At 63.2% G+C, this 21,115-nt stretch carries 18 protein-coding genes and 1 pseudogene; 5 read left to right on the top strand and 14 right to left on the bottom strand.

Going from position 1 to position 21,115, the window contains the following annotated elements; all coding sequences use genetic code 11:
• Positions 1 to 25 precede the first annotated feature (25 nt).
• Positions 26 to 1,078 carry an ABC transporter substrate-binding protein gene (locus RI103_RS09505; RefSeq protein WP_310815080.1) on the bottom strand — a complete coding sequence of 351 codons (1,053 nt, stop codon included), beginning with the start codon at positions 1,076 to 1,078 and terminating at the stop codon, positions 26 to 28.
• A gap of 61 nt (positions 1,079 to 1,139) precedes the next feature.
• Positions 1,140 to 2,048: a TauD/TfdA family dioxygenase gene (locus tag RI103_RS09500; RefSeq protein ID WP_310815079.1), complete on the bottom strand. Its 909-nt coding sequence runs from the start codon at positions 2,046 to 2,048 to the stop codon at positions 1,140 to 1,142.
• Positions 2,049 to 2,343: 295 nt separating this feature from the next.
• On the opposite strand from RI103_RS09500, the pseudogene RI103_RS09495 reads away from it, so the two are divergent.
• A pseudogene (locus tag RI103_RS09495) lies at positions 2,344 to 2,895 on the top strand (LLM class flavin-dependent oxidoreductase); the annotation flags it as partial.
• A 188-nt stretch (positions 2,896 to 3,083) separates the two neighbouring features.
• On the opposite strand, the gene RI103_RS09490 reads toward RI103_RS09495, so the two are convergent.
• Entirely contained in the window at positions 3,084 to 4,397 is a 1,314-nt protein-coding gene (locus RI103_RS09490) for a replication-associated recombination protein A (protein WP_310815078.1), read from the bottom strand.
• A gap of 235 nt (positions 4,398 to 4,632) precedes the next feature.
• Here RI103_RS09490 and RI103_RS09485 point away from each other — a divergent pair, with 235 nt between their 5' ends.
• Positions 4,633 to 6,186 carry a phospholipase D family protein gene (locus RI103_RS09485; RefSeq protein WP_310815077.1) on the top strand — a complete coding sequence of 518 codons (1,554 nt, stop codon included), beginning with the start codon at positions 4,633 to 4,635 and terminating at the stop codon, positions 6,184 to 6,186.
• A 45-nt stretch (positions 6,187 to 6,231) separates the two neighbouring features.
• On the opposite strand, the gene RI103_RS09480 is transcribed toward RI103_RS09485, so the two are convergent.
• The 3 genes from RI103_RS09480 to RI103_RS09470 all read right to left on the bottom strand — a co-directional run bounded on the left by RI103_RS09480 (position 6,232) and on the right by RI103_RS09470 (position 9,249).
• Positions 6,232 to 7,062 (bottom strand): polysaccharide deacetylase family protein, encoded by an 831-nt coding sequence (locus RI103_RS09480; RefSeq protein ID WP_310815076.1) that lies wholly within the window; start codon positions 7,060 to 7,062, stop codon positions 6,232 to 6,234.
• A complete protein-coding gene (locus tag RI103_RS09475) occupies positions 7,059 to 8,174 on the bottom strand; it encodes a glycosyltransferase family 4 protein (RefSeq protein ID WP_310815075.1) in 1,116 nt (371 codons plus the stop codon). The genes RI103_RS09480 and RI103_RS09475 overlap by 4 nt, the downstream gene beginning before the upstream one ends.
• Before the next feature lie 457 nt (positions 8,175 to 8,631).
• A complete protein-coding gene (locus tag RI103_RS09470; protein ID WP_310815074.1) occupies positions 8,632 to 9,249 on the bottom strand; it encodes a DJ-1/PfpI family protein in 618 nt (205 codons plus the stop codon).
• 430 nt (positions 9,250 to 9,679) lie between these two features.
• Here RI103_RS09470 and RI103_RS09465 point away from each other — a divergent pair, with 430 nt between their 5' ends.
• Positions 9,680 to 10,429 (top strand): aldolase, encoded by a 750-nt coding sequence (locus tag RI103_RS09465; protein ID WP_310815073.1) that lies wholly within the window; start codon positions 9,680 to 9,682, stop codon positions 10,427 to 10,429.
• Between the two features lie 133 nt (positions 10,430 to 10,562).
• Here RI103_RS09465 and RI103_RS09460 read toward each other — a convergent pair whose 3' ends face one another.
• The gene (locus tag RI103_RS09460; RefSeq protein WP_310815072.1) at positions 10,563 to 11,723 is read right to left on the bottom strand and encodes a response regulator transcription factor; all 1,161 of its coding nucleotides are present in this window, start codon (positions 11,721 to 11,723) and stop codon (positions 10,563 to 10,565) included.
• A 90-nt stretch (positions 11,724 to 11,813) separates the two neighbouring features.
• Here RI103_RS09460 and RI103_RS09455 point away from each other — a divergent pair, with 90 nt between their 5' ends.
• Positions 11,814 to 12,956, top strand: coding sequence for an aminoacyl--tRNA ligase-related protein (locus RI103_RS09455; protein ID WP_310815071.1), 1,143 nt, complete (start codon positions 11,814 to 11,816; stop codon positions 12,954 to 12,956).
• Positions 12,957 to 13,051: 95 nt separating this feature from the next.
• Here the strand turns inward: RI103_RS09455 and RI103_RS09450 are convergent, their stop codons facing one another.
• On the bottom strand, positions 13,052 to 13,381 hold the full coding sequence (locus RI103_RS09450; protein WP_310815070.1) for a hypothetical protein: 330 nt from the start codon (positions 13,379 to 13,381) through the stop codon (positions 13,052 to 13,054).
• Between the two features lie 218 nt (positions 13,382 to 13,599).
• On the opposite strand from RI103_RS09450, the gene RI103_RS09445 reads away from it, so the two are divergent.
• Positions 13,600 to 14,091: a RidA family protein gene (locus RI103_RS09445; RefSeq protein ID WP_310815069.1), complete on the top strand. Its 492-nt coding sequence runs from the start codon at positions 13,600 to 13,602 to the stop codon at positions 14,089 to 14,091.
• 290 nt (positions 14,092 to 14,381) lie between these two features.
• On the opposite strand, the gene RI103_RS09440 is transcribed toward RI103_RS09445, so the two are convergent.
• The 6 genes from RI103_RS09440 to RI103_RS09415 are packed head-to-tail and all read right to left on the bottom strand — an operon-like array spanning position 14,382 to position 20,814.
• Positions 14,382 to 15,722, bottom strand: a complete 1,341-nt coding sequence (locus tag RI103_RS09440; RefSeq protein WP_310815068.1) for a hypothetical protein — start codon at positions 15,720 to 15,722, stop codon at positions 14,382 to 14,384.
• Positions 15,719 to 17,311 (bottom strand): VWA domain-containing protein, encoded by a 1,593-nt coding sequence (locus RI103_RS09435; RefSeq protein ID WP_310815067.1) that lies wholly within the window; start codon positions 17,309 to 17,311, stop codon positions 15,719 to 15,721. Before RI103_RS09435 ends, RI103_RS09440 begins: the two co-directional genes overlap by 4 nt.
• Positions 17,301 to 18,338: a VWA domain-containing protein gene (locus RI103_RS09430; protein ID WP_310815066.1), complete on the bottom strand. Its 1,038-nt coding sequence runs from the start codon at positions 18,336 to 18,338 to the stop codon at positions 17,301 to 17,303. The genes RI103_RS09435 and RI103_RS09430 overlap by 11 nt, the downstream gene beginning before the upstream one ends.
• Positions 18,325 to 18,864 carry a DUF4381 domain-containing protein gene (locus RI103_RS09425; RefSeq protein WP_310815065.1) on the bottom strand — a complete coding sequence of 180 codons (540 nt, stop codon included), beginning with the start codon at positions 18,862 to 18,864 and terminating at the stop codon, positions 18,325 to 18,327. Before RI103_RS09425 ends, RI103_RS09430 begins: the two co-directional genes overlap by 14 nt.
• The gene (locus tag RI103_RS09420; RefSeq protein ID WP_310815064.1) at positions 18,861 to 19,817 is read right to left on the bottom strand and encodes a DUF58 domain-containing protein; all 957 of its coding nucleotides are present in this window, start codon (positions 19,815 to 19,817) and stop codon (positions 18,861 to 18,863) included. The genes RI103_RS09425 and RI103_RS09420 overlap by 4 nt, the downstream gene beginning before the upstream one ends.
• A gap of 37 nt (positions 19,818 to 19,854) precedes the next feature.
• Positions 19,855 to 20,814 (bottom strand): MoxR family ATPase, encoded by a 960-nt coding sequence (locus RI103_RS09415; RefSeq protein ID WP_310815063.1) that lies wholly within the window; start codon positions 20,812 to 20,814, stop codon positions 19,855 to 19,857.
• Positions 20,815 to 21,115: the final 301 nt, after the last annotated feature.

Genomic DNA, 21,115 nt, shown 5'->3' with positions numbered 1-21,115 from the left:
GTGAAGGCCGGGTACGCATTCATGTTCAGCTTCCCGCGGCGGTCGCCGGGTCGTCGAAGAAATAATCCTTCCAGGACTTCGGTTCGTTCCTGATCACGCCGACGCGATGCATGAACTGCGCGAGTCCGAACGTGTTCTGCGGCGCGACCTTGAATTGCACCTGCGGATCCTTGATGACCTTCAGCAGCAGACTGCGGTCGATCTTCGACTGATTCGTGCGGATGTAGATATCGGCTGCGGCATCGGGATTCGCCGTGATGAAGCGCGCCGCGTCCGCCAGCGCGTCGACGAAGGCGCGGTAGGTCTTCGGATTGTTGTCGCGGAATTTTTCCGTTGCGTACAACACGGTCGCAGAACTCGGGCCGCCCAGCACGTCGTATGAATTCAGCACGATATGCGCCTTCGGATTGCCCGCCAGTTCCTGCTCCTGAAACGGCGGATTGCCGAAGTGTCCGGTGATTTCCGTGCCGCCCGCGATGATCGCCGCAGCCGCGTCGGGATGCGGCAAAGCCTGCGTGAACTTGTCGAGGCGGTCGTAATCCTTGTCGCCCCAGCGTTTGGCCGCCGCGTATTGCAGCACGCGCGACTGCACCGACACGTTGACGGCCGGCACCGCGATGCGGTCCTTGCCGGTGAAGTCGGCAATCGTCCTGACGTCGGGATTGTTGCTGATGAGGTAGTACGGCAGATTGCCGAGCGAGGCCACGCCTTTCACGTTCTGCTTGCCATGCGTGCGATCCCAGATCGTCAGCAAGGGGCCGACGCCCGCGCCGGCTATATCCACCGCGCCGGAGAGCAGCGCATCATTGACGGCCGCGCCGCCCGAAAGCTTCACCCAGTCGACCTTGATATCCAGCCCCTGCTTGCGCCCTTCCTTCTCGACGAACTGCTGGTCGCGCGCTACGTTCAGCAGCAGATAGACGATACCGAACTGCTCGGCCACGCGAATCTGGCCTTCGGCATGCGCGGGCACGGCTGCGCCGAGACCGGCCACGGCCGTCGACAGAGTCAGCAGCGTCGCGCTCAAGCGGCGAGCTAAAGACGACCGCGCGGCGGTCGGGCGAAACATGGCGAGCATCTGAACTCCGGTGAGCGTGTAGTTTTGGTAAAAGCGTGGTTAAAAATGGGCCACGTTGCCGTCAGAACGGCACATCGCCTTCAATCGTCGTGCGGTACAGTTTGCGGCGCAGGTGGTCCGGCGTGCCCGCCGCGAGATGCATCAATGAGCGGTTGTCCCAGAACACCATGTCGTGTTCGGCCCATTGATGTCGATACAAATGCTCCGGGCGCACGCTATGCGCGAAGATTTCCTCGAGCAGCTGCTTGCTCTCGTCTTCCGGCAAACCGATCACACGGGTCGTGAAATGCTCGCTGACAAAGAGCGCCTTGCGTCCGGTCTCCGGATGCGTGCGCACGATCGGATGCACCACCGGCTTGACCTGCGCGATCTGCTCGCCGGAGAGATTCGGGCGCCACGGGCTGCGTTTTTGCAGCTCGGCATATTTCGCGAGATACGTGTGTTCCGCCGAACGTCCTTCCACGGCGGCGCGCAAATGCGCGGGCAACGTCTCGTACGCCAGATGCATGTTGGCGAACAGCGTGTCGCCGCCTTCCGACGGCAGTTCCTGCGCGTGCAGCAGCGAGCCGAGGCTCGGCTTCTCCTTGTACGACAGGTCGGAATGCCAGTAATGACCGGCGTCGCCGAGACCGATCGGCTGGCCGTTCTCGACGATGTTCGAGACCACCAGCACCTCCGGATAGCCGTTCAACTGGAACTGATGCAGTACATGGATCTGCAGTGGACCGAAGCGCCGGCTGAATGCGATCTGCTGAGCGGGCGTGATGCGTTGATCGCGAAACACGAGCACGTGATGCTCCAGATGCGCGCGATGAATGCGGGCAAAATCATCCTGGTGCAGCGGCTGGCTGAGATCGAGCCCCCGCACTTCCGCCCCGACGGGGCCGTCGAAAGCGCGAATCTCGATGGATTGGGCTGGTTGGGCGTGGCCAGTTCCGCTGGCGGCGGTGGGTTCAAAGGCAGTCGTCACAGGAATCTCTTTGTCGAATCTGTTCGGAAAACGCCGGCAACGGCGCAACCAGACAAATTTAACGGCGCGCACGCCCGCCGGCAACGAAGCAAATCCGATACTGTTATCTGCTGGAGTGATAAACCCGATGCTTTAACGCGCCGCGGGCAGCGCGGCCGCGTGTTCGCCGGCACGACACCTTCGTGCCCAAGGCGGCGGCCAGCACCCGAAAGATAAACAGCGAGACCGTCGAGGCAGCAGTACGGTTCGCACTTCTGCAGATTTTCTTATCTGCAATGATTGGTTGGATTCGAGCGCACGCGAGTTCTACGACGTGGTGGCGGGCCTCTGGGATAGCTGGGAAGACGACGCGTTTATCCGCGACAAGGAGAGCGGCGTCTACTTCGCCCCGGACAAGCTGCGCGTGCTTGGTCACGCGGGCAAGCACTTCAAGGTGCGCGGACCGCTGAACGTCGCGCGTTCGCCGCAGGGCTGGCCGGTCGTCGTGCAGGCCGGCGCGTCCGAGGCGGGGCGCGAGCTTGCCGCGCAAACGGCGGAGGTGATCTTCGTCGCGCATCAGACGCTCGACGAAGCGCAGTCGTTCTATCGCGACGTCAAAGGGCGTCTCGCGAAATACGGGCGCGCGCCGGACCATCTGAAGATCATGCCGGGCATTTTCCCGATTGTCGGCCGCACGCAGGAGGAAGCCGAGGAAAAATTCGCCGCGCTGCAAGCCCTGATTCATCCGACCGTGAGGCTCTCGCTGCTGTCGAACATGTCGGGCGGCGTGGACCTCTCGCAGTATCCCGTCGATGGGCCGTTGCCCGAATTGCCGGAAACCAACGGCAGCAAGAGCCGTCAACGGCTCCGTTGGCCCCGACGGCGCGCAATCGGTAGCGATAGAAGGCTCGCCCGTCGGCGCCGCTGCGGCGGTCGCATTGAACTGAAGGCGACGCCGCGCGCCGCGAGCCGACAGCCAGTGGCAGACGCAGAAGAGAAGAGACTTCGCAACCCTGACCGGCGCTGTGGGTCAGATCGACCGCCATCCATGCGCGCCTACCGCTTCTGTTTCTCGCGCGCCTGCGCATCCAGTTCGCGCAGGTGCTCGAGCTTGTCGCCAATTCTGGATTCCAGTCCGCGCGGCACGGGCTGATACCAGCGTTGCTCGACGACATCTTCCGGGAAATAATGCTCGCCTGCCGCATACGCATCCGGTTCGTCGTGCGCGTAGCGGTAGTCCTTCTTGTAGCCGAGATCCTTCATGAGTTGCGTCGGCGCATTCCGAAGATGCAGCGGCACCGCTCGCGTGCGGTCACCGCGCACGAATGACAGCGCCTGATGCCACGCCATGCTGACAGCATTCGACTTCGGTGCGACGGCGATATACACGAGAGCCTGGGCGAGCGCCAGTTCGCCTTCGGGCGAGCCGAGCCGTTCATACGCCTCGGCCGCGTTCACCGCGACCTGCAAGGCTCTCGGATCCGCGTTACCCACCTCTTCGCTCGCCAGGATGATGATGCGGCGCGCGAGATAACGCACATCGACGCCCCCGTCGATCATTCGCGCCATCCAGTACAGGGCCGCATCCGGAGCGGAGCCGCGGGCGGATTTGATCAGCGCGGAAATCTGGTCATAGAACTCCTCGCCGCCTTTGTCGAAACGCCGTGTCGTCGTGGCGGACGCGGTACTGACGAAGCCCGCGTCGATGCGCGTGAGCCCGGCCGCCATGGCGGCATTGGCGAGCTGCTCGACGAGGTTCAGAAACTTGCGACCGTCGCCGTCGGCAAAGCCGATCACGGCATCGAGCGCGGAAGGCTCGAACTCGAGCTCTCCCAGCACCGCCTGCGCTCGCCCGAACAGCTGCCGCAATTCCTCGTCGGATAGCGGCTTGAGCACATACACCTGGGCGCGCGAGAGCAGCGCGCTGTTGACCTCGAAACTCGGATTCTCCGTGGTCGCGCCGATCAGCGTCAGCCGGCCCGTTTCCACGTGCGGCAGCAAGGCGTCCTGCTGGCTCTTGTTGAGCCGATGAATCTCGTCGAGGAACAGTACCGTTGAACGGCCCCGGTGGTCGAGCGTCTGCTGGGCGCGCGCGGCGGCCTCCCGCAGTTCCTTGACACCGGCGGCGACGGCCGACTCGGCGATGAACTCGTAGTCGAAAGCCCGCGCGGCAAGCCGCGCGATCGTCGTCTTGCCGACACCGGGCGGTCCCCACAGGATGAACGAATGGAGTCGTTGAGAGTCGAGCGCGAGCCGAAGCGGCTTGCCGGCGCCCAGCAGATGAGACTGCCCGACGACGTCGTCGAGTGATTCGGGCCGAAGCTGCTCGGCAAGCGGCGCGCGCGGCTGGGTTGTGAAGAGATCGGTCATGGTGCTGATAGCGCGCGGCTTTTCCCGTGGTTGGTGTGCCGGACCACGGATCTGGATCGCCGCAAGAAGACGCCCTTTTACCCTTATGTCTTGTGAGTCGACAGAAGAATACCCGTTTCGACCTGAGCCGACATTCTCTCCGCTATTCGCGCCGGCGCGCGGGCACCGCGGCCGCACTCGACGCGACCGACTCTTGCGGCTATCTTACGGACAGGCACCCTTGAAGGGCACAACCATGGCGACACTCCGCGGTATCGTTGCAGTCTTGCTGATCACGCTGCTGTCCGCCTGCGCAAGCCTGCCGCCGCAGACCGGCCGCACCGCGACGCACGCATTGACGGACACCGACAGCACGCGCCTTGGCACCACCTTCGTCCCGCAGGAGCGCAAGCATCCCGACAACAGCGCATTCCATCTGCTGTCCAATGGCGTCGATGCCCTTCTCGCCCGCATCGTGCTCGCGCAAGCCGCCGAGCGCACGCTCGACCTGCAGTACTACATCTGGCACGACGATCTGACCGGCCGCCATCTGGCCAACGCGGTGCTCAACGCCGCTGATCGCGGCGTCAGGGTCCGCGTTCTGCTGGACGATCTGGGCACCGGCGCCGACGACCAGGTTCTGCTCGCCATCAGTTCGCACCCGAACATCGAAATACGGCTGTTCAATCCGATCGCCAGCCGGAGCTTCAAGAAGCTGGGCACGGCGCTCGAGTTCAGCCGGGTCAATCGGCGCATGCACAACAAGGCGCTGATCGCGGACAACCAGGCGGCCATTCTCGGCGGCCGCAATATCGGCGATGAGTACTTCGGCGCATCCAGCGAGGTCGACTTTGGCGACCTCGACGTGCTGACTTTCGGGCCCGTGGTCCACAAGGTCTCCAATGCCTTCGACGAATTCTGGAACTCGGATGCGGCCTATCCGATCGCCAGCCTGACCGGCCATGCCGCCGAGCCGGACGCGCTGCCGGCTTATCGCGCGAAGCTCGCGGCGTTCGTCGCCTCCGAACGTGATTCGCCGTACGTCACGCAGGCCAAGGCACGCCTTGGCGAAACGCTGAATGCGCGCGACACCGACTTCTCCTGGGGCAAGGCGACCCTTCTCTACGACGATCCCGCGAAGATCACGCGCTCGCCCGATGATCCGCAGGGACATCTGCTCTCGCAGTTCAATGCGTTGAGTATCGAGCCCGTGAAGGAAGTGCTGATCATCTCGCCGTACTTCGTCCCCGGCAAAAAGGGCGTGCAATGGATGCGCGCGCAAACGCAGCGCGGCGTGCGCGTCACGGTGCTGACGAACTCGCTGGCCGCTACCGACGTCGCCGCGGTTCACGCCGGATATCAGCGTTATCGCAAGGATCTGCTCGACGCCGGCGTGCATCTCTACGAGTTGAAGCCGGCCGCCGACGAGGACGCGAGTCAGAAGAAGAAATCGATTCTCGGTTCTTCAAAGGCCTCGCTGCATGCAAAGACCTATGTGTTCGACAAAACCAGTATCTTCATCGGCTCGATGAATCTCGATCCTCGTTCGATCACGCTCAATACGGAAATCGGCGTGTATTGCGAAAGCGCCCCGCTCGCCGCCCAGGTCGCGGATGGCGTCGAGCCGAAGCTCGATCAGATTGCGTGGCGGCTCGAAACCCGCACGAATGCGAATGGCACGACCAGCATCGTCTGGATAGACACCGCGCCGGATGGCACAGTCAGCGAACTCGCCGAGCCCGGTGTGTCGACCATGAAGCGTGTCGGCATCTGGTTCCTCGGTTTGTTGCCGATCGAATCGCAACTCTGATGAGAAAAGCCCGTCGCGGCGACCAGAAATCAGGCGGCCGCCGGCTTACCGCTTGATCCTCAAATACGCCCGGCTGATCGTGGGCCGTGTATGCACCCATAGCCGCGAGGCCAGCCACGAAGCCGGCCGGTCGCGTACTTCGAGGCGCGTGATCGAGCGCGTCGCGCCGTCATTGCGTCCCGAATAGTTCGAACCCGTCTCGCAGGTGTAAAAGTGCCGGAAGCCGGCTTGAGCCGCGATGCGCCGATAGTCGTCGTCGTGGTATCCCTGTGGCCAGCACAGATGATCCGATACGGCACCCAGCCTTTGTTCTAGCATCGCGCGCGCGCTGGCGAGATCGCGTGTCAGCCCGGCGCATTTCTCCTGCGCGCTGGCGGACACCCGATCCCACCGCACGTGGCTATGCGTGTGACTGTGAAATTCGAATGTGCCGGCTTCACGCATCGCATCGATCTCCGACCAGCGAAGAATGGCACGATCGGGCTCGCCGTTTTCAATCGCCACCTCGCCGTCGCGGTGATTGAGCAAGGGCGGCAACGCGCCGCCCGAGCGCGCGTGCGCGCGCACCGGCCCGTCGCCGATCCAGCTCGTCACCAGGAAGCACAGCGCAGTCAATCCGTGCGCTTGCAGAACCGGATGCGCATGCACCCAGTTGTCGAGATAGCCGTCGTCGAAAGTCAGCACGACGGACTTCGCCGGCAAGGGCTCTCCCGCCAGATAGGCCGACAGTTGCGCGCTGCCGACGCTCGTGTAGCCCGCATTGGCCAGATACGCCATTTGAGCGGCAAAGTGTTCCGGCGACACCGTGATCATGCCCGGCGAGGTGCTGATGTGGTGATACATCAGCACGGGCACCGCGCGCGCGATCTTCGTCATGCTGCTGCCCGCCGTTGGCCGTAGTAAGCACGCCGGGCATAGATGCCCCGCAGGTAGCAGTCGATAGTCTCGTTCGCCATGGTATCCACCGTGAAGCGGCTTTCGGTTTTCAGACGCGCGGCAAGCCCCAGGCGCGCGCGCAGGGGCGCATCGTCGATCAGACGCGCGAGCGCGCTGCGCAATGCATCGATGTCGTGCGCCGGCACCAGCAGGCCATTCACGCCGTCGTCGATCAGTTCGGGCACGCCATCGACGCGCGTGCCGATCACCGGCAGACCCACCGCCATCGCCTCGATAAACGATTGTCCGAGCGCTTCCTGATGCGTCGGCAAAACGAACAGATCGCAGCCGCGCAACACATTGGTAATGTCCGTGCGAAAGCCGAGCAGATGGATGCGATCGGTCAAGCCCATGCCATCGACAATCGCCTTGATCTTCTCGAACCACACGCCGTCGCCCGCCATCACGACATGCAGATTGGGCCGCTCGGCCAGCATCGGCCTGACAGCGGCGATCAGATCCTCATGGCCTTTCTTCTCGCGGACGATCGCCACCATGCCGGCGACGACCGCGTCGGCGTCCAGTCCGAGTTCATCGCGCAGCGTGGAGCCGGTCCCCGCTTCCGGCTTCAGGATGCCGTCGTAAATCGTCTCCACGCGGTGTTCCTCCACGCCCGCGGAGATCAGGTAATTGCGCACATGATGGCTGACCGCGACGACGCGATGGGGAATCCAGTTGTACGTGGCAAGCGACGTAATCGGCAACGCCAGATGCCGCGTGCGCACGATGAACGGCGTTCCCGCGAGGCGCCCCGCCATGCCGGCGACAAGGCTGTCATGGCCGCTGTGCGTATTCAGCACATTGAAGCGACGCTGCTCGAGCAGCGAGCGGATCGTGAGCATGGAGCGCAGATCGGCGCCGGCCCGCATGCGTGCGTAATGCACATGAAAGCCTTCAGCGCGCGCGCGAATACCAAGACGCGCGTCTTCGGGACAAACAAGCTCGACGTTATGACCCAGTGCCCGCAACGCGATCATTTCCTTCAGGGTGCGAACCTCCTGGCCTCCCCATCCCCGCGACGACTCACTATGGAGAACACTTAATGCTTTCATGCGCTGGCTGGCCTCCCGGACCCTTCTTATGGACGACGACCCGGTCTGTAATCGTTGGTAATATTTACCCCGGACCGCGGCGACCTTGGGGCATACGCTGTGTTCGTGGGGGGAAAGCGAATTTGAAGTTGCGTCAGCCGGTGACGGGTGACGTCAGTGTTCAACGGACTGACATGACTTCTCGTTGACACCGAACTTTCAAGTTGTGGCGGGAGTATTTCGGTAGCTTCCCGTTTTGTAAATAGCAAGACACACTGATCCGGACGGATTGAATCGGCGCAAACGTTGTCGCGGACCAAGTGTTGGTTTTTGCGCAGTCGCAGTGGCGGAGTGAAGGAGCAAACGCAGAAAATGCTTGACTGCTGGTCACTTTCTAGCGTGGGTTGAGGGCGTCGGGAATGCCGATTTCATACGATGAACAATCAATGGGCCCGCGTTGGTGTTTTACCTTGTCCGCTTATGCCGTCTTCAGCTTCGGGTCGAGGAACGGCATGATATGTCCCATCGCGCGCGACACGTAGGCCTCTTTTTCTCCCACGGGAGCGACGTAATGAAGTGCGCTCGCCGCCGCGTCGATTCCTTCCAGCCGGGCGATGATCCAGGCCGCGAGGTAAGCCGAAGCCAGACACCCGCCGGCCGTGGCCACGTTTGCGCTGGCAAAAATGGGCTGATTCAACACGTCGATGCCGGCTTCCTGAACCCATGGCCTGGTCGTGAGATCGGTACACGCGGGCGCACCGTCAAGCAGACCCAGTCTGGCGAGGACAAGCGTGCCGGAACATTGCGCGGCCAGCAGCTGTCTGGATGGATCGAACTGCAACTGCGCCATTAGCGCGCTATCGGCGACGACTTCACGTGTCTGTCTGCCGCTGCCCACGATCACCGCATCGGCAGCACAAGCCTCCTGCAGCGATGCCTGGGCTTCGATGACCACGCCATTCATCGACTTGACCCGCGCGGTGGGACAAGCGATCGACACCCGCCAACCTGGCTTCTTGACGCGATTGAGGACGCCGAGTGCGATAAGCGAGTCGAGTTCGTTGAAGCCTTCAAACGTAAGGATGGCAATGTGCACGATGTCCTCCGCGAGTCAGGGGGCGCTTGCTGTTTGCCGCCGCTGCGGGGGGGCACGCCAATGAAAGCCGGCCAGTCCCGCAGTTGCGCAAACAGAGTTCCGATGCGACATCGTATGGTCGAGAATCAAAGACAATCAAATAATTGTCATGGATACATTTGCGCATGCCGACCTCCCGGTACAATTTGCTGGTCGACAGAATGGCGGCCGATATTCGCGCCGGCCTCTTACACCTACTGAAGCGGCTCTAGCGGAAGCGCTCCTTTCGTCGGAGATAGCGAATGGAGACCACAACGAGCCAGCTACGCCCCGGCGGTGCGGAACATGCCTGCACCACCTCTCGCCCGAGACGCTGATATTCTAACGAACGTTTTGTCGAGAGTCCGGCGCCAAGGGCCCTCTCCTCATCATTACAAACGCAAACATCATCATGAAAGCTACCCCATTTGTCGAAGACGCCATCTATCACGCCCCGGAAGTCGTCGCCCTGCGGCAGGACCTCGCGCTAGCGCTGCGTGCCGCCGCCCATCAAGGCCTCGGCGAAGGGGTATGCAATCACTTCAGCATCGCGCTGCCCGGCGACCACGGACTCTTCCTGCTGAATCCGCGCGGCCTGATGTGGAGTGAAGTCAAGGCGGACGACATCGTCATCGTCGACGGTCTCGGCAATCGCATCGCCGGCCGGCATGAGGTCGAGCCTACCGCCATGTTCATCCACGCGGCAGTCCACAACATCGCCGGCAAGCATTGCGTGCTGCATACGCATATGCCCTATGCGACGGCCTTGACGCTGACAGAGGACTGCGGGCTCGATACCACGCTGTCGCAAAACGCAATGCGCTTCCATGGACGGATCGCCATGGACCACGAGTACAACGGCCTGGCACTGGCCCCCGAAGAAGGCGAACGGATCGCACATGCGATGAATGGCAGCGACATCGTATTCCTCGGCAATCACGGCGTGGTGGTGTGCGGCGAGCGCATCGACCACGCATACGACGACCTTTACTATCTGGAGCGGGCTTGTCAAAGCCAGGTGTTGGCGTCGTCCACGGGACGGACACTGAAACCAGTGAATCCTGACCTCGCGGCTCGCGTGGCGAGTCAGATGCAAGGCGAGCGCGTGCAGTCGGAACTGTTTTTCGCGGCGTTGCGGCGCACACTCGGCGAACCTGTTTAGTGTCCCGTGGGCGCGTGTTCTCCATCATGTGCTGACGGAGGTTTTCGAGCGTCGTCTCACAAACTTCGCGCTTTCGCCCCGCCGTTCGAGTTATTGCGGAAATCCGCGACGCCGGAGAGCACGCTTGCCGAAATCAGTCGGCCCGTTGCGGCCCATCCGCCGACGCACTTCGATCATGTGCGGGATCCGTGACCGGCGGAATGCCGAGTTTGACGCCTCGGTCCGCCAGCATGACGATGAGCTCCGTCCGGCGCCGCAGATTGAAATGCGCGAGCAGATGACTGACGTATTTGCGCACCGTAATGTCCTCAAGTCCCATTTTCAGAGCAATCGCCTTGGAAGGAAGTCCGCGCACCAGCCACCCCAACGTTTCGAATTCTCGTGGCGTGAGTCCCAGGTCGGAGGCCTGGCTCATTGCCGAATGACCGTTCGGCGGGATGTCTCCCGGTGCATGTGCCGGCCCCTCATTCGTGCCCATGTCGCGCCTGAGCCTCTCGATGCTGAATGCGGGCAGGAACACGCCGCCCGCCAGCACCGCGCTTATGGCGGCACGAAGCGCTTCAGGAGGCGACGACTTGGGCACGTATCCCATCGCGCGAAGTTCGATGCATCGACCGATGGTCTCCACGCTCTCATCGGCCGACACCACGATCACCGGCAATGACGGTCGCGACTCTTTCAATTCTGCAAGCGCGTTGCAGCCGTGACCATCGGGAAGGTCGAGATCGAGAAACACGACGTTCAGAAACTCGCCGAGCGCGTGCTTTACGCCCTGCGACAACGTGCTCGCGTGCAGCAACTCGATGTCCGGAAAGAGCTCTTTCAGTAGAAGCGCCAAGCCGGCTCTGAAGAGTTCGTGATCGTCGACGATCAGTACGCGCATTCCACCGTCTCCCGGGACCGCTTTCAGGGCGAGCCGCAATGACACGGCGAATGACGCTGCATCCGTAGCCATCATCCGCTGTGTCGAGATGAATAGTACACGCAGTGCGCCAATGCCGCGGACAATCGCGGCCGCACGGCATTGCAGGCAAAAAACGCCGGAGTTGCGGCCGTGCCGCGTTTCGTGCAGAGTAACGACTAATGAACGACGAGGCGGCGAAGCCAACGGCCATGCGCCTCGAGCACTACAACGCAGCACCTTCCTCCACTGAACAGAAACGAGTACGAGACGAACAGCAACACACCATGAACTTTTTGAGCACTCTCCCGCAACGACCTCCGCAGCCCGCCAAGGCGGCCGGAGTCTGCTCGAGAACTCAATCTGCGCGCGGGAAAAGCTGATCGCCCGCACCGTGTGAGACTCGATGATCCGGATGCCCCTTGCGGGCGTTTTTTCATTTCAGGCCTGTTTTTACGCTGAATTCTGAATCCGGAGCACATCATGAAATTCTCGCAGCAATTTTTCGCCAACAGTTTCTTCGAGCAGGACAATACCCGGCTGGAACTGACCGATCTCGCCCGCAAGGCATGCTTCGTCCACCAGGACGCCGCGGGACTATATTCCTGGATGTCGCTGGGCCTGAGAGCGCAGCGGCGCGTCGAGAGCATCGTGCGTGAGGAGATGGAGCGCGCCGGTTTTTGCGAAATCCAGATGAGCCTGCTGCAGGACGCCGACCTGTGGCGGCAAACCGGGCGGCTAGACGTATATGGCGACGAACTGATGCGGCTCACGAGCCGCTCCGGGCGGCTGTTCTGCCTCGGCGCCACGTGCGAGGAATTGGCCACCAACATGGTCAAGACACACTACAACAAAACCGACATGAGTCTGGGCCTCTATCAGTTCGGCAACAAATACCGCGATGAACTGAGAACGCGCGGCGGCCTCGCGCGCGCCAGGGAGTTCATCATGAAGGACGGCTACGCATTCAATGCCACGGAAGACGGCGCACGCGCAGCGTACGAGGCCGTTCGCGAAGCCTATCTACGCATCTTCAGGCGGCTGGGGCTGGACGCCATCGTCAAGTCCAGCGACAACGGCGAAATCGGCGGACAGAGCTCGGAGGAGTTCCATGTCCTCAGCGAGCTCGGCGAGGACGAGACCGACGGCGAGAAATCGCTCGAATGCGCGCACATTTTCGACCTGGGCGATCGTTACTCCAGGGCCATGGGGTTGGTCAATGCCAAAGGCGAGTTCGTCAAAATGGGCTGCTTCGGCGTGGGCATCTCGCGCCTCGCCATGCTGCTGCTCAGCCGACAGCGCGACGAGCGCGGCTTTTGGGGCAGCGAGGCCTTCAACACGTTCGACGTCGTGCTCACGGCCATCGACTGGGAGCGTCAGGAACGCCAGGAAGCTGCGCAGAGGCTGCGCAGCGATCTGCAAGCACGAGGATTGAGCGTGCTGGTGGACGATCGCCTCGCGCAAGCCGGAAAAAAACTCGCCGATGCCGAGTTGATCGCCTGCCGGCAGCGCGTGGTAGTCAGCGGCAAAGCACGCGCGTCGGGTCGCTTCGAGTGGATGGATCGACGAACCTTTGCGCGCGAAGAGGCGACGGCGGCGGAGATCGTGGCGCTTTGCGCGAGATAGCTCTGGCACGTGTGCGCTTCGGGATCTGCTTCAGCGGAGCGTCATGTCGGCAGCCGGGATTTCATGCGCGCCGACATGCCCTCGCAATGAAGTTCTCACTGAAGCCACTTTCGCACATCCTTCTCCCATTCCGGGTCGCCGCAGCCCTGCGGGTTTTCCGGCCCGAGCACGGTGATGTAGCCTTTACTCTTCATGCACGATTCGTATGCGCGAACTTTCGTGCATTGACCCGGGCCCGCGTTCCGCGAAACGGCCTTGCATTGCGCGATCGTCCTGTCCATCGGACCGAAATCCATATCGCTTGCCTGGTTGAGCATCGGCGCGTCAGCGCCTGACGCGGAGAACTCGACCGGACCGGTCTGTGCGCAGGCACTGAGTGCACCGGCCAATACGGTAATGAAGAGAAGGCGAACACGCGGTTGCATGGGGCGGCTCCTGTCTGGCAGAGGTTGCGAAATCATACGCCCGTGCGGGGTTATATCGTCGCCGTTCGCGCGCATGAATGCGTCGAGCAGGATTCACACGTTCCTCACCAGCGCCCGGTCGTGTCATGATTTGCGTAGCGGACCGTTTTGCATCGACCAACGCCCCACCGGCCGAACGCCCGGCGGCTTTCACCTCAATGGAAACCTTCAACACCGATATGACCGCTCCCACATCGAATCCTTCCTCCGGTACAGCCCTGGCTCGTCTGCACGCTCTCGGCCTCGCCTTGCCGAACGTACCCGCCCCGCGCGGCGCGTTCAAACCGTGTTCACGCTCAGGCCCGTTGATCTTCCTCTCCGGACAAATCTGCGAATGGGAAGGCGAAGTGCGATTCAGCGGCCCGCTCGGCGAGGTTCACGACCTTCAGGCCGGACAGCAAGCCGCGCAGATCTGCGCGCTAAATCTGCTGGCCGCACTGCAACTCGCGCTGGACGGCGATCTGGACCGTGTGGTCTGTTGCCACCGCGTGGGCGGCTTCGTGTATGCGACGCCCGGTTATCCGGACGTGCCGAAAGTGATCAACGGGGCGTCCGATCTCTTCTTCGAAGTGTTCGGCGAACGCGGCCGGCATGCACGGACGGCAGTCGGCGTGGCCACCCTGCCCGCCGCGGCGTCCGTCGAGGTGGAGGCTATCTTCGAGGTTCGTTAAGGCGTCGCCGTGCCGACCGTCAGCACGTGACCGCTCGGCACGACCAGCACGAGGCGATCGACGCGGCAATTGAAGGAGGTGTATCGGCAGAAATACGAGCATGCCGCCTACAAAAAACGGTCGTGCAAAAAAAACTGGCGCGGAGCATGACATGACCGATTCGGGGAAAACGTGAGCGATGCGCAGTTGCGGCGGCTCGATGCCGCTCGATTTCGCGGCGTACGTCTTCATGCGCGCCCGGTCCATGCCGCGGTTGAGGCCGCAACTTCACGCTTGGCGTTCGACAATTCCTAGTATCGGTTCAGCGGTCCCGGCAAGGTTTCCTTCTTGCGCTTTGTCCTCGCCTGGTCCGCGCTCCTGCGTAGAACCGAGCCGATCTCTTTCCACCGGAGCAGAGTGCGCGCCTCGTCTCCGGCATAGTTCGATTCGACCGCGGCGATCACGCTCGCGGCATCCTCATCAGCGGTCGCATCGATGTTCTCGAAGCGCGCGGGACGACCGAAGTCGCCGCCTCTGTCCATCCACCAATACAAGGCAGGAATGGTCCGCCGCCATTCGCCTTTGCGCGCGACGACGGCGAGCTTGCGCCAGGCGAGCGCATCGCTCGACAGCCAGCGCTTTCGCGCCCGATTCACCGCCTGCTCGCCACGCCGAACGAAAGAGCCGACCCGCGCGCGCGAGGCAATCAACAAGATCACGCCCAGCACGGCGAGACAACCGACTATGACCTGCCGCGCATGAATCACGACGATTCGATGCGGCATGCCTTCGCGTATGGCGTCGATGGGTATATCGAATAGCGGCTTTTCCCGTACCGCGGCCGCCGAGAAACGCACCGCCGGCAGGACGATTTTCTCCTGGCGGCGCGTCGTCGTGTTCCACCATTCGATCGTCACGGGCGGCAGATTGTATGTGCCGCTGCGATCGGCGACGTAGCTCGCGCTGTCGGTTCGCTCACCGGCGACGAGTCCCGCGCGGTCCTCGACGAGGTTGCGCGTCGCCGCGGGTTTTGCATAACGCTTGAGTCCGGGCACGTCTGCGAGCATCGCCGGCGGAATCAGCATCGACTCGGTGTCCGCGGCGCGCTGCGTAATCGTGCGCGTGAGCGGCGCACCGACGGCGAGATGCCCCGGCGCCGGTTCGATTTTTTGTTCGACGCTGAGTTTGGGCGCGGCGAAGAAGGTGCTCATGCCTTCGGCGCCCGGCGGCAAGGTCGCGACGAGTTTCAACGCCGGCGTCGTCACCTGCGCCGGTCCTGTCATGCCGCCGGGGTAGACCGTGATAGTCAGCGGCGCAATCTCGAACGTCTTGCCCGCCTGCGGCGCAATCCGGTACGCGCGGCTCACGCCGAACCAGCGTGTGCCCTCGATGTCCTCGGACAGATTGTCGGCCTGCTCGTCGGGCAGATTCACGATCGCGCCGGGGATGGTGAAGAGCGGCCAGTTCGGCGCCTCGGTGAACCATGTGGTCGTCAGCACATCGACGACCAGCTTGACCTCGCTCCCCGCCACGACCGGGCCAGCGGGTTCCAGATGCGCGCGCGCCATGATGCGCGGCGCGGGATCGGCCGTCGCGGAGCCTGACGCCAGCAAGGAAACCAGCAGCGCAACGCCGCATAGAAATCGCTTCATGGCGTACCCCCCGTCTTCGCCGCGGATTCCTGTTCAAAGCGCTGTTGCAGGAACACGGCGGGCGACGTGTTCAGGTTGCGCATCCACGCATCCTCGCTCGGCCGTGGTGCCGCTTCGATCACCGCGGTCGTGCCGCGGCCCTTTTTCTTGTCGACCTGCACCTGGTCGGGCGGATCTTCCTCCGGGTCGGCCTCGTTCTGTTTATCCCTTGCCAGCAGTGTCTGCATGTACGCGCGATTGGCCGCCGCCTGCGTAAGCGACGGCTGGATTTCGAGTGCGTTGTCGTAGGCCTTGATCGCGCCCGCGTAATCGTCGAGATGCGCGAGCGTATTGCCGATATAGAAATACGATTGCGCCGTCTTGAGCCGTGAGAAAGTTTCGAGCGCACCGGCGTAATCTCCCGCGAGATATTGCGCGCGGCCTTTCCACATCGGGTCGTCGAAGCGTTCCGCAGCCGCCTTGTAATTGCCGTGTTCGAGATGCCAGCGACCTTGCTGGTCGTCCGTCGCGAACAGGTCGAGCCACTGCCATTGCGCTGCTTGCGCGGGACGTGGCAACGCGCTGAATGCCAAAGAGATCAGCACGACGGGCAGCCACTTCACCGTCCAGCCGCGCCGGAAACTCCAGAGCGCGAGCAGCAGCAACGGCAACACGAGCCAGTAGCCGCTTTCCTTCCAGCGCGGTTCGATCTTCGCTTCCTCCGCTTGCGCGAGATAGGCCTGCGCGCGATGCTGAACCCACGACACGTCATCGTCATCCGCGCGCATGCTGGCGAGCGGAATACCGGCATCGCGCGCGACGTTGCGGATCGCGTCGGCGTCGAACGTGCCCAGCAGCGGATGGCCTTCGGCGTCCATCTGGATCATGCCGTCGGGGCCGCGAATCGGGCCGCCGTGTTCCGTGCCCACCGCGAGCCACAGCAGCTGGTGCCGCAGCGATTTCGCTGTCTGCACGAAGGCATCCGCTCCGTTTGCGTCGAAGCCGTCGCTCATGAAGACGATCGTGCCGGCCGCCGGGTCGTTCGCCAGAAGCCGCTCGGCGACATCGAGACCGGCGGCCGCGTTCTTGCCGTCGCGCGGCATCAGCGCCGGTGAGAGCGCGGGCACGTAGAGTTCGAGCATCGCCGGATCTTCCGTGGGCGGCACCACGAGATGGCCCGTCGCCGCGAACACGACGAGACCCGTTCGCGCGCCTTTGCGCGCTCTCGCAAGATCGAGCACCTTCTGTTTCGCGCGTTCGAGCCGGGTCGGCGCGATGTCGGTCGCATCCATCGAATGAGCGAGTTCGAGCACGACGACGAGCGGCGCCTTGTCCTGATTGAACGGCGGACGTTCCTGCTGCCACGTCGGCCCCGCCACGGCAATCGCGCCGATGCCGAGCAGCAGCGCCAGCGTATGAACCGGCTGGAGCGCGCGACGTTTCGCGCCGCCGACGATCAGATGCTCCAGCAATTGCGGCGCGATCACACCGCGCCAGCGCGCGCGCACGTCGTTGCGACGCAGCCAGACGAACGGCAGGCCGAGCGCCGGAATCAGCAACAGCAGCCACACTGGCCGCAGGAAATGGAACGCGGTCAGGTCAATTTCCACGCTGAGCCTCGCTCACCGGCACACCCTGCGCGCCTCGCGCCCGCCGCGGCGCGCGCAGCAGCGCGATCAGCAAGCCCAGCACATGATAGAGCGCGAGCATGGACAAGCCCGCCGCCACCGGCACCCAGAAATAGTCGCGCTGCGGCCGGTAGATCTCACGTTTGATATTCTCGGGCGTCAGTTTGTCGAGCGTCGCATAGACATCGGCCAGATCCTTCTCCTGACCCAATGCGCGGAACGAGCGGCCACCGGTGATATCCGCGATACGCTTCAACGCACCGAGATCGACCCGGTCTTCACCGGTCGTGTCCGGGTCGCCGATGCCCACCGTGTGCACCACCAGCTTGTGCTGTTTCGCGATCTCGGCCGCCCGCTCCGGTGGAATCGTGCTGCTGGTGTCGTTGCCGTCGGTGAGCAGGATCAGCACCTTCTCCTGCGCACGCGAATCGGCCATCAGCTTGACGGTCAGTCCGATTGCGTCGCCGAGCGCCGTGCGCGGGCCGGCCATGCCGATCTGCATCTGATCCAGCAGAATCCGCACGCTGTCGTGATCGAGCGTGAGCGGCGCCTGCGGATAGGCCGCGTCGCCGAACACCACAAGGCCGATGCGGTCGCCCTTGCGCTTCGCCACGAAGTCGGCCACCACGCGCTTCACGGCGCTCAGCCGGTCCATCCGTTCGCCGGCCGGATCGACGAAATCGCGCGTGGCCATCGACCCCGACAGATCGATCGCCAGCGTCAGATCGCGCGCCGGTTCGTCGCGCACGACCGGCGGCTCGACGAATACGGGCTTGGCCGCGCCGATCACGAGCAGCACCCACAGCACCGGCATCAGCAAGCGCAGCAGCCAGTGCCGGCGCAGGCGCACGCCGCCGGGCGCCGGTTTTTCGCCCGCGGCCTGCGCCATTTCGTGAAAGAACGGCACGCGCACGGCCATGGCCGTGGTGCGATAAGCGGGTATCAGCCACCACACGAGTATGGGCAGCGGCAGCAGCGCGAACATCCACGGAAAATCAAACTTCCACATGATGATGCTCGATCCAGTCGCGCGCATGCCGGACCAGCGCGGCTGCTTCGGCATGCGAAAGACTCGCGACCTGCTCCGGCGGCGCATAGCTCGCGAGTGTGAGAAGCGCACCGGTTTGCGCGTCGAAACGTCCGCGCGTGCGTTGGAGAAAAGCGAGCCACGCGTCGCCGGTCAGCGCCGCCACCTGCTCGCGCGGCGCGAACTCGAGCGACGTACGTTTGAGCAGGCGCGGGATGGCGGCAAGCAAGGCCGCGCGCTGCATCGGGTCCGCCTGACCTGAAGCGAGGCTCGTTTCGATTCCGGCCAGTTCCTGCAAGGCGTTGCGCCGGTAACGCTGGCGCTCGTAGCGGCGCCTGGCCGCCCATATCGCCAGCAACACGGCCGCCAGCAACAGCGCGGCGACGAACAGCCAGCCGATCGTTTGGGGTGCGTACGATACCGGCGCGGGCAGAGGCAACTCCTGCAAGCCTTGCAGTTGCGGCGACGCATCCGCCACCGCCGACACGATGCCCGACGCGCCGCTCATATACCGCTCCCGGCGGCAGGCCGCGCGCGTGCGCCGAACAGACGGCGCACCTGATCGACCGCAGGCTCGTCGGTGGACAGGGCCATCAACGGCACGCCGCTCATGCGCAGCAATTCGGCCACTTCGGCAGTGCGGCCGCTGAACAGGCTCGACAAAGGCCGGCGCACGCGCTCCTGTTCGATGCGTAATTCGACCTGCAAGCGCCCTTCGCTGACAACGAGCGCGCGGTGGCCCGGCATCTGCTGCCACAGCGGATCGAAGACCATCGCCGCAACCACGTCGTTGTGCGCCGCGAGTTGCCGCAGCAGCCGGCGCGTGCGCTCGCCCGCGCCCGCGAAATCGCTGATCACGCAGATCAGATAGTCGTGCCCCGCCAGTTGAAGCACGCCTTCGAGCGCGGCGTCGAGTCGATCGTAAGCGGTTCGGGTCTCGCTTTCGGCGTGCAGCGCGCCGTTCATCGCGGCGAGCGCGCCGAACAGCGTCTTGATGCGCGCGCGGCTGCGCAGCGGCTTGATGCGCGTGAGCTGGCAGTCGTTGAAGAGCACGCCGCCGACGCGGTCGCCGGCGGCAAATCCCATCCACACGGCGAGCGCGGCGGCTTCGGCGGCCACCACGGATTTGAACGCGCGATGCGAGCCGAAAAACATGCTCATGCGCTGATCGACGACCACCAGAAGCGGCCGGTCGCGCTCTTCGGTATAGGTGCGAACCTGCGGTTTGCCGAGCCGCAACGACGCTTTCCAGTCCAGATGACGGACATCGTCGCCCGGCAGATAGCCGCGAATCTCTTCGAAATTCAGGCCGCGCCCGCGCAGACGCGACGCGTGCGCGCCGGACAGCACGCTCGTTACCGGTGCGGGTGCGACGAAACTCAGCCCACGCGCCTGGAATTCGAGCTTCGCCAGGTGCGCGGCGTCGACATACACGCTGCCGATGTCAGTTGAAGACAGCACGGCCACGCCACTCCTTTGCCTTGAGACGACAGCCGGATCAGGCCGGCACCGCGACCTTTTCCACCAGACGGTCGATCACCCGGTCGGCGCCGATACTGTCCGCGTTGGCATCGTAAGAAAGGATCAGGCGATGTCGCAGCACGGGGTGCATGACAGCGCGCACGTCGTCAGGCGTGACGAAACTGCGCGCCTGCAGCCACGCCTGCACGCGGCTCGCGCGGTCGAGGCCGATCGCGCCGCGCGGACTCGCGCCGACCTCGATCCATTTGCCGAGGTCCGCGTCGAGTTCAGCGCCGTGACGCGTCGCGTTGACGATCGACACGATATAGTCGTCGATCGCGGGCGCCACGGCAACCTGCCGGATTTCTTCGCGCACCGCGAAAATGACGTCCTGCGACAGTACCGCCGGCGCCTCGTCGGGCGCGTTGCTCTCGTGCCGCAGCAACCGCAGCATGGCGACTTCGCTAGCGGGCGACGGATAGTCGATCAGTACTTTGAGAAGAAAGCGATCCATTTGCGCTTCCGGCAATGGATAAGTGCCTTCCTGTTCAATCGGGTTCTGCGTGGCCATCACGAGAAACAGCGCGGACATGCGGTGTGTTTTTCCCGCGACTGAGATTTGCCGCTCTTCCATTGCTTCAAGCAATGCGGATTGAACCTTGGCTGGCGCGCGGTTGATTTCGTCGGCGAGAATCAGGTTGCCGAATATCGGTCCGGGTTGAAAACTGAGCGTGCGTTCGGTGCCGGATTGCAGCAGCGTCTCCGCTCCGGTGATGTCCGAGGGCAACAGATCGGGTGTGAACTGGATGCGGCTCATGGTCGCCGCGAGCCGCGTGGCAATCGCCTTGACCGTGCGCGTCTTGGCGAGCCCCGGCAAGCTTTCGAGCAAGACATGGCCATCCGCCAGCAGCGCAATCAACACCTGCCGAACCACGGCCTGCTGGCCCACGACCGCCTCATTCACGCTCGCTTCGAACTGCAGAACGGTTTCGCGCATCGTGCTTTCTCTCTCAAGTCTCTTACGTGATATCTGCCTGGACGACCCGGATGTCATGTTGACGCAGACACGGTAATGCACCAGTGCGTATTCGTCAAAGCTTCCCACTTGTTTAAAAAAAATTATGAAATATCGGGAAAAAATTGCTACTCTCCAAGTGGCTCGTTTGCACGAGTGCAACGGCCTTATTCTGTATCGCTAAGTTTGTCATGAAGCTTGAAATAGCGAGTCGATCGTCACGTACGACGACCCGGCCGTTTCACTGCGTGAGAGAACAGATGACGAGTGCGAGAGATCGAGG

The sequence above is a fragment of the Paraburkholderia sp. FT54 genome, from assembly GCF_031585635.1.
Taxonomy (GTDB): Bacteria; Pseudomonadota; Gammaproteobacteria; order Burkholderiales; family Burkholderiaceae; genus Paraburkholderia.
Note: the sequence above shows the minus strand (reverse complement) of the source record. Positions and strands in the feature narration are given on the sequence as shown.

Coding starts and splice junctions, on each gene's coding strand:
- RI103_RS09475 (WP_310815075.1), bottom strand. CDS start 8,174: ATGAAAGCATTAAGTGTTCTCCATAGTGAGTCGTCGCGGGGATGGGGA.
- RI103_RS09425 (WP_310815065.1), bottom strand. CDS start 18,864: ATGAGCGGCGCGTCGGGCATCGTGTCGGCGGTGGCGGATGCGTCGCCG.
- RI103_RS09465 (WP_310815073.1), top strand. CDS start 9,680: ATGAAAGCTACCCCATTTGTCGAAGACGCCATCTATCACGCCCCGGAA.
- RI103_RS09430 (WP_310815066.1), bottom strand. CDS start 18,338: ATGTGGAAGTTTGATTTTCCGTGGATGTTCGCGCTGCTGCCGCTGCCC.
- RI103_RS09485 (WP_310815077.1), top strand. CDS start 4,633: ATGGCGACACTCCGCGGTATCGTTGCAGTCTTGCTGATCACGCTGCTG.
- RI103_RS09440 (WP_310815068.1), bottom strand. CDS start 15,722: ATGAAGCGATTTCTATGCGGCGTTGCGCTGCTGGTTTCCTTGCTGGCG.
- RI103_RS09490 (WP_310815078.1), bottom strand. CDS start 4,397: ATGACCGATCTCTTCACAACCCAGCCGCGCGCGCCGCTTGCCGAGCAG.
- RI103_RS09455 (WP_310815071.1), top strand. CDS start 11,814: ATGAAATTCTCGCAGCAATTTTTCGCCAACAGTTTCTTCGAGCAGGAC.
- RI103_RS09505 (WP_310815080.1), bottom strand. CDS start 1,078: ATGCTCGCCATGTTTCGCCCGACCGCCGCGCGGTCGTCTTTAGCTCGC.
- RI103_RS09415 (WP_310815063.1), bottom strand. CDS start 20,814: ATGCGCGAAACCGTTCTGCAGTTCGAAGCGAGCGTGAATGAGGCGGTC.
- RI103_RS09445 (WP_310815069.1), top strand. CDS start 13,600: ATGACCGCTCCCACATCGAATCCTTCCTCCGGTACAGCCCTGGCTCGT.
- RI103_RS09450 (WP_310815070.1), bottom strand. CDS start 13,381: ATGCAACCGCGTGTTCGCCTTCTCTTCATTACCGTATTGGCCGGTGCA.
- RI103_RS09480 (WP_310815076.1), bottom strand. CDS start 7,062: ATGACGAAGATCGCGCGCGCGGTGCCCGTGCTGATGTATCACCACATC.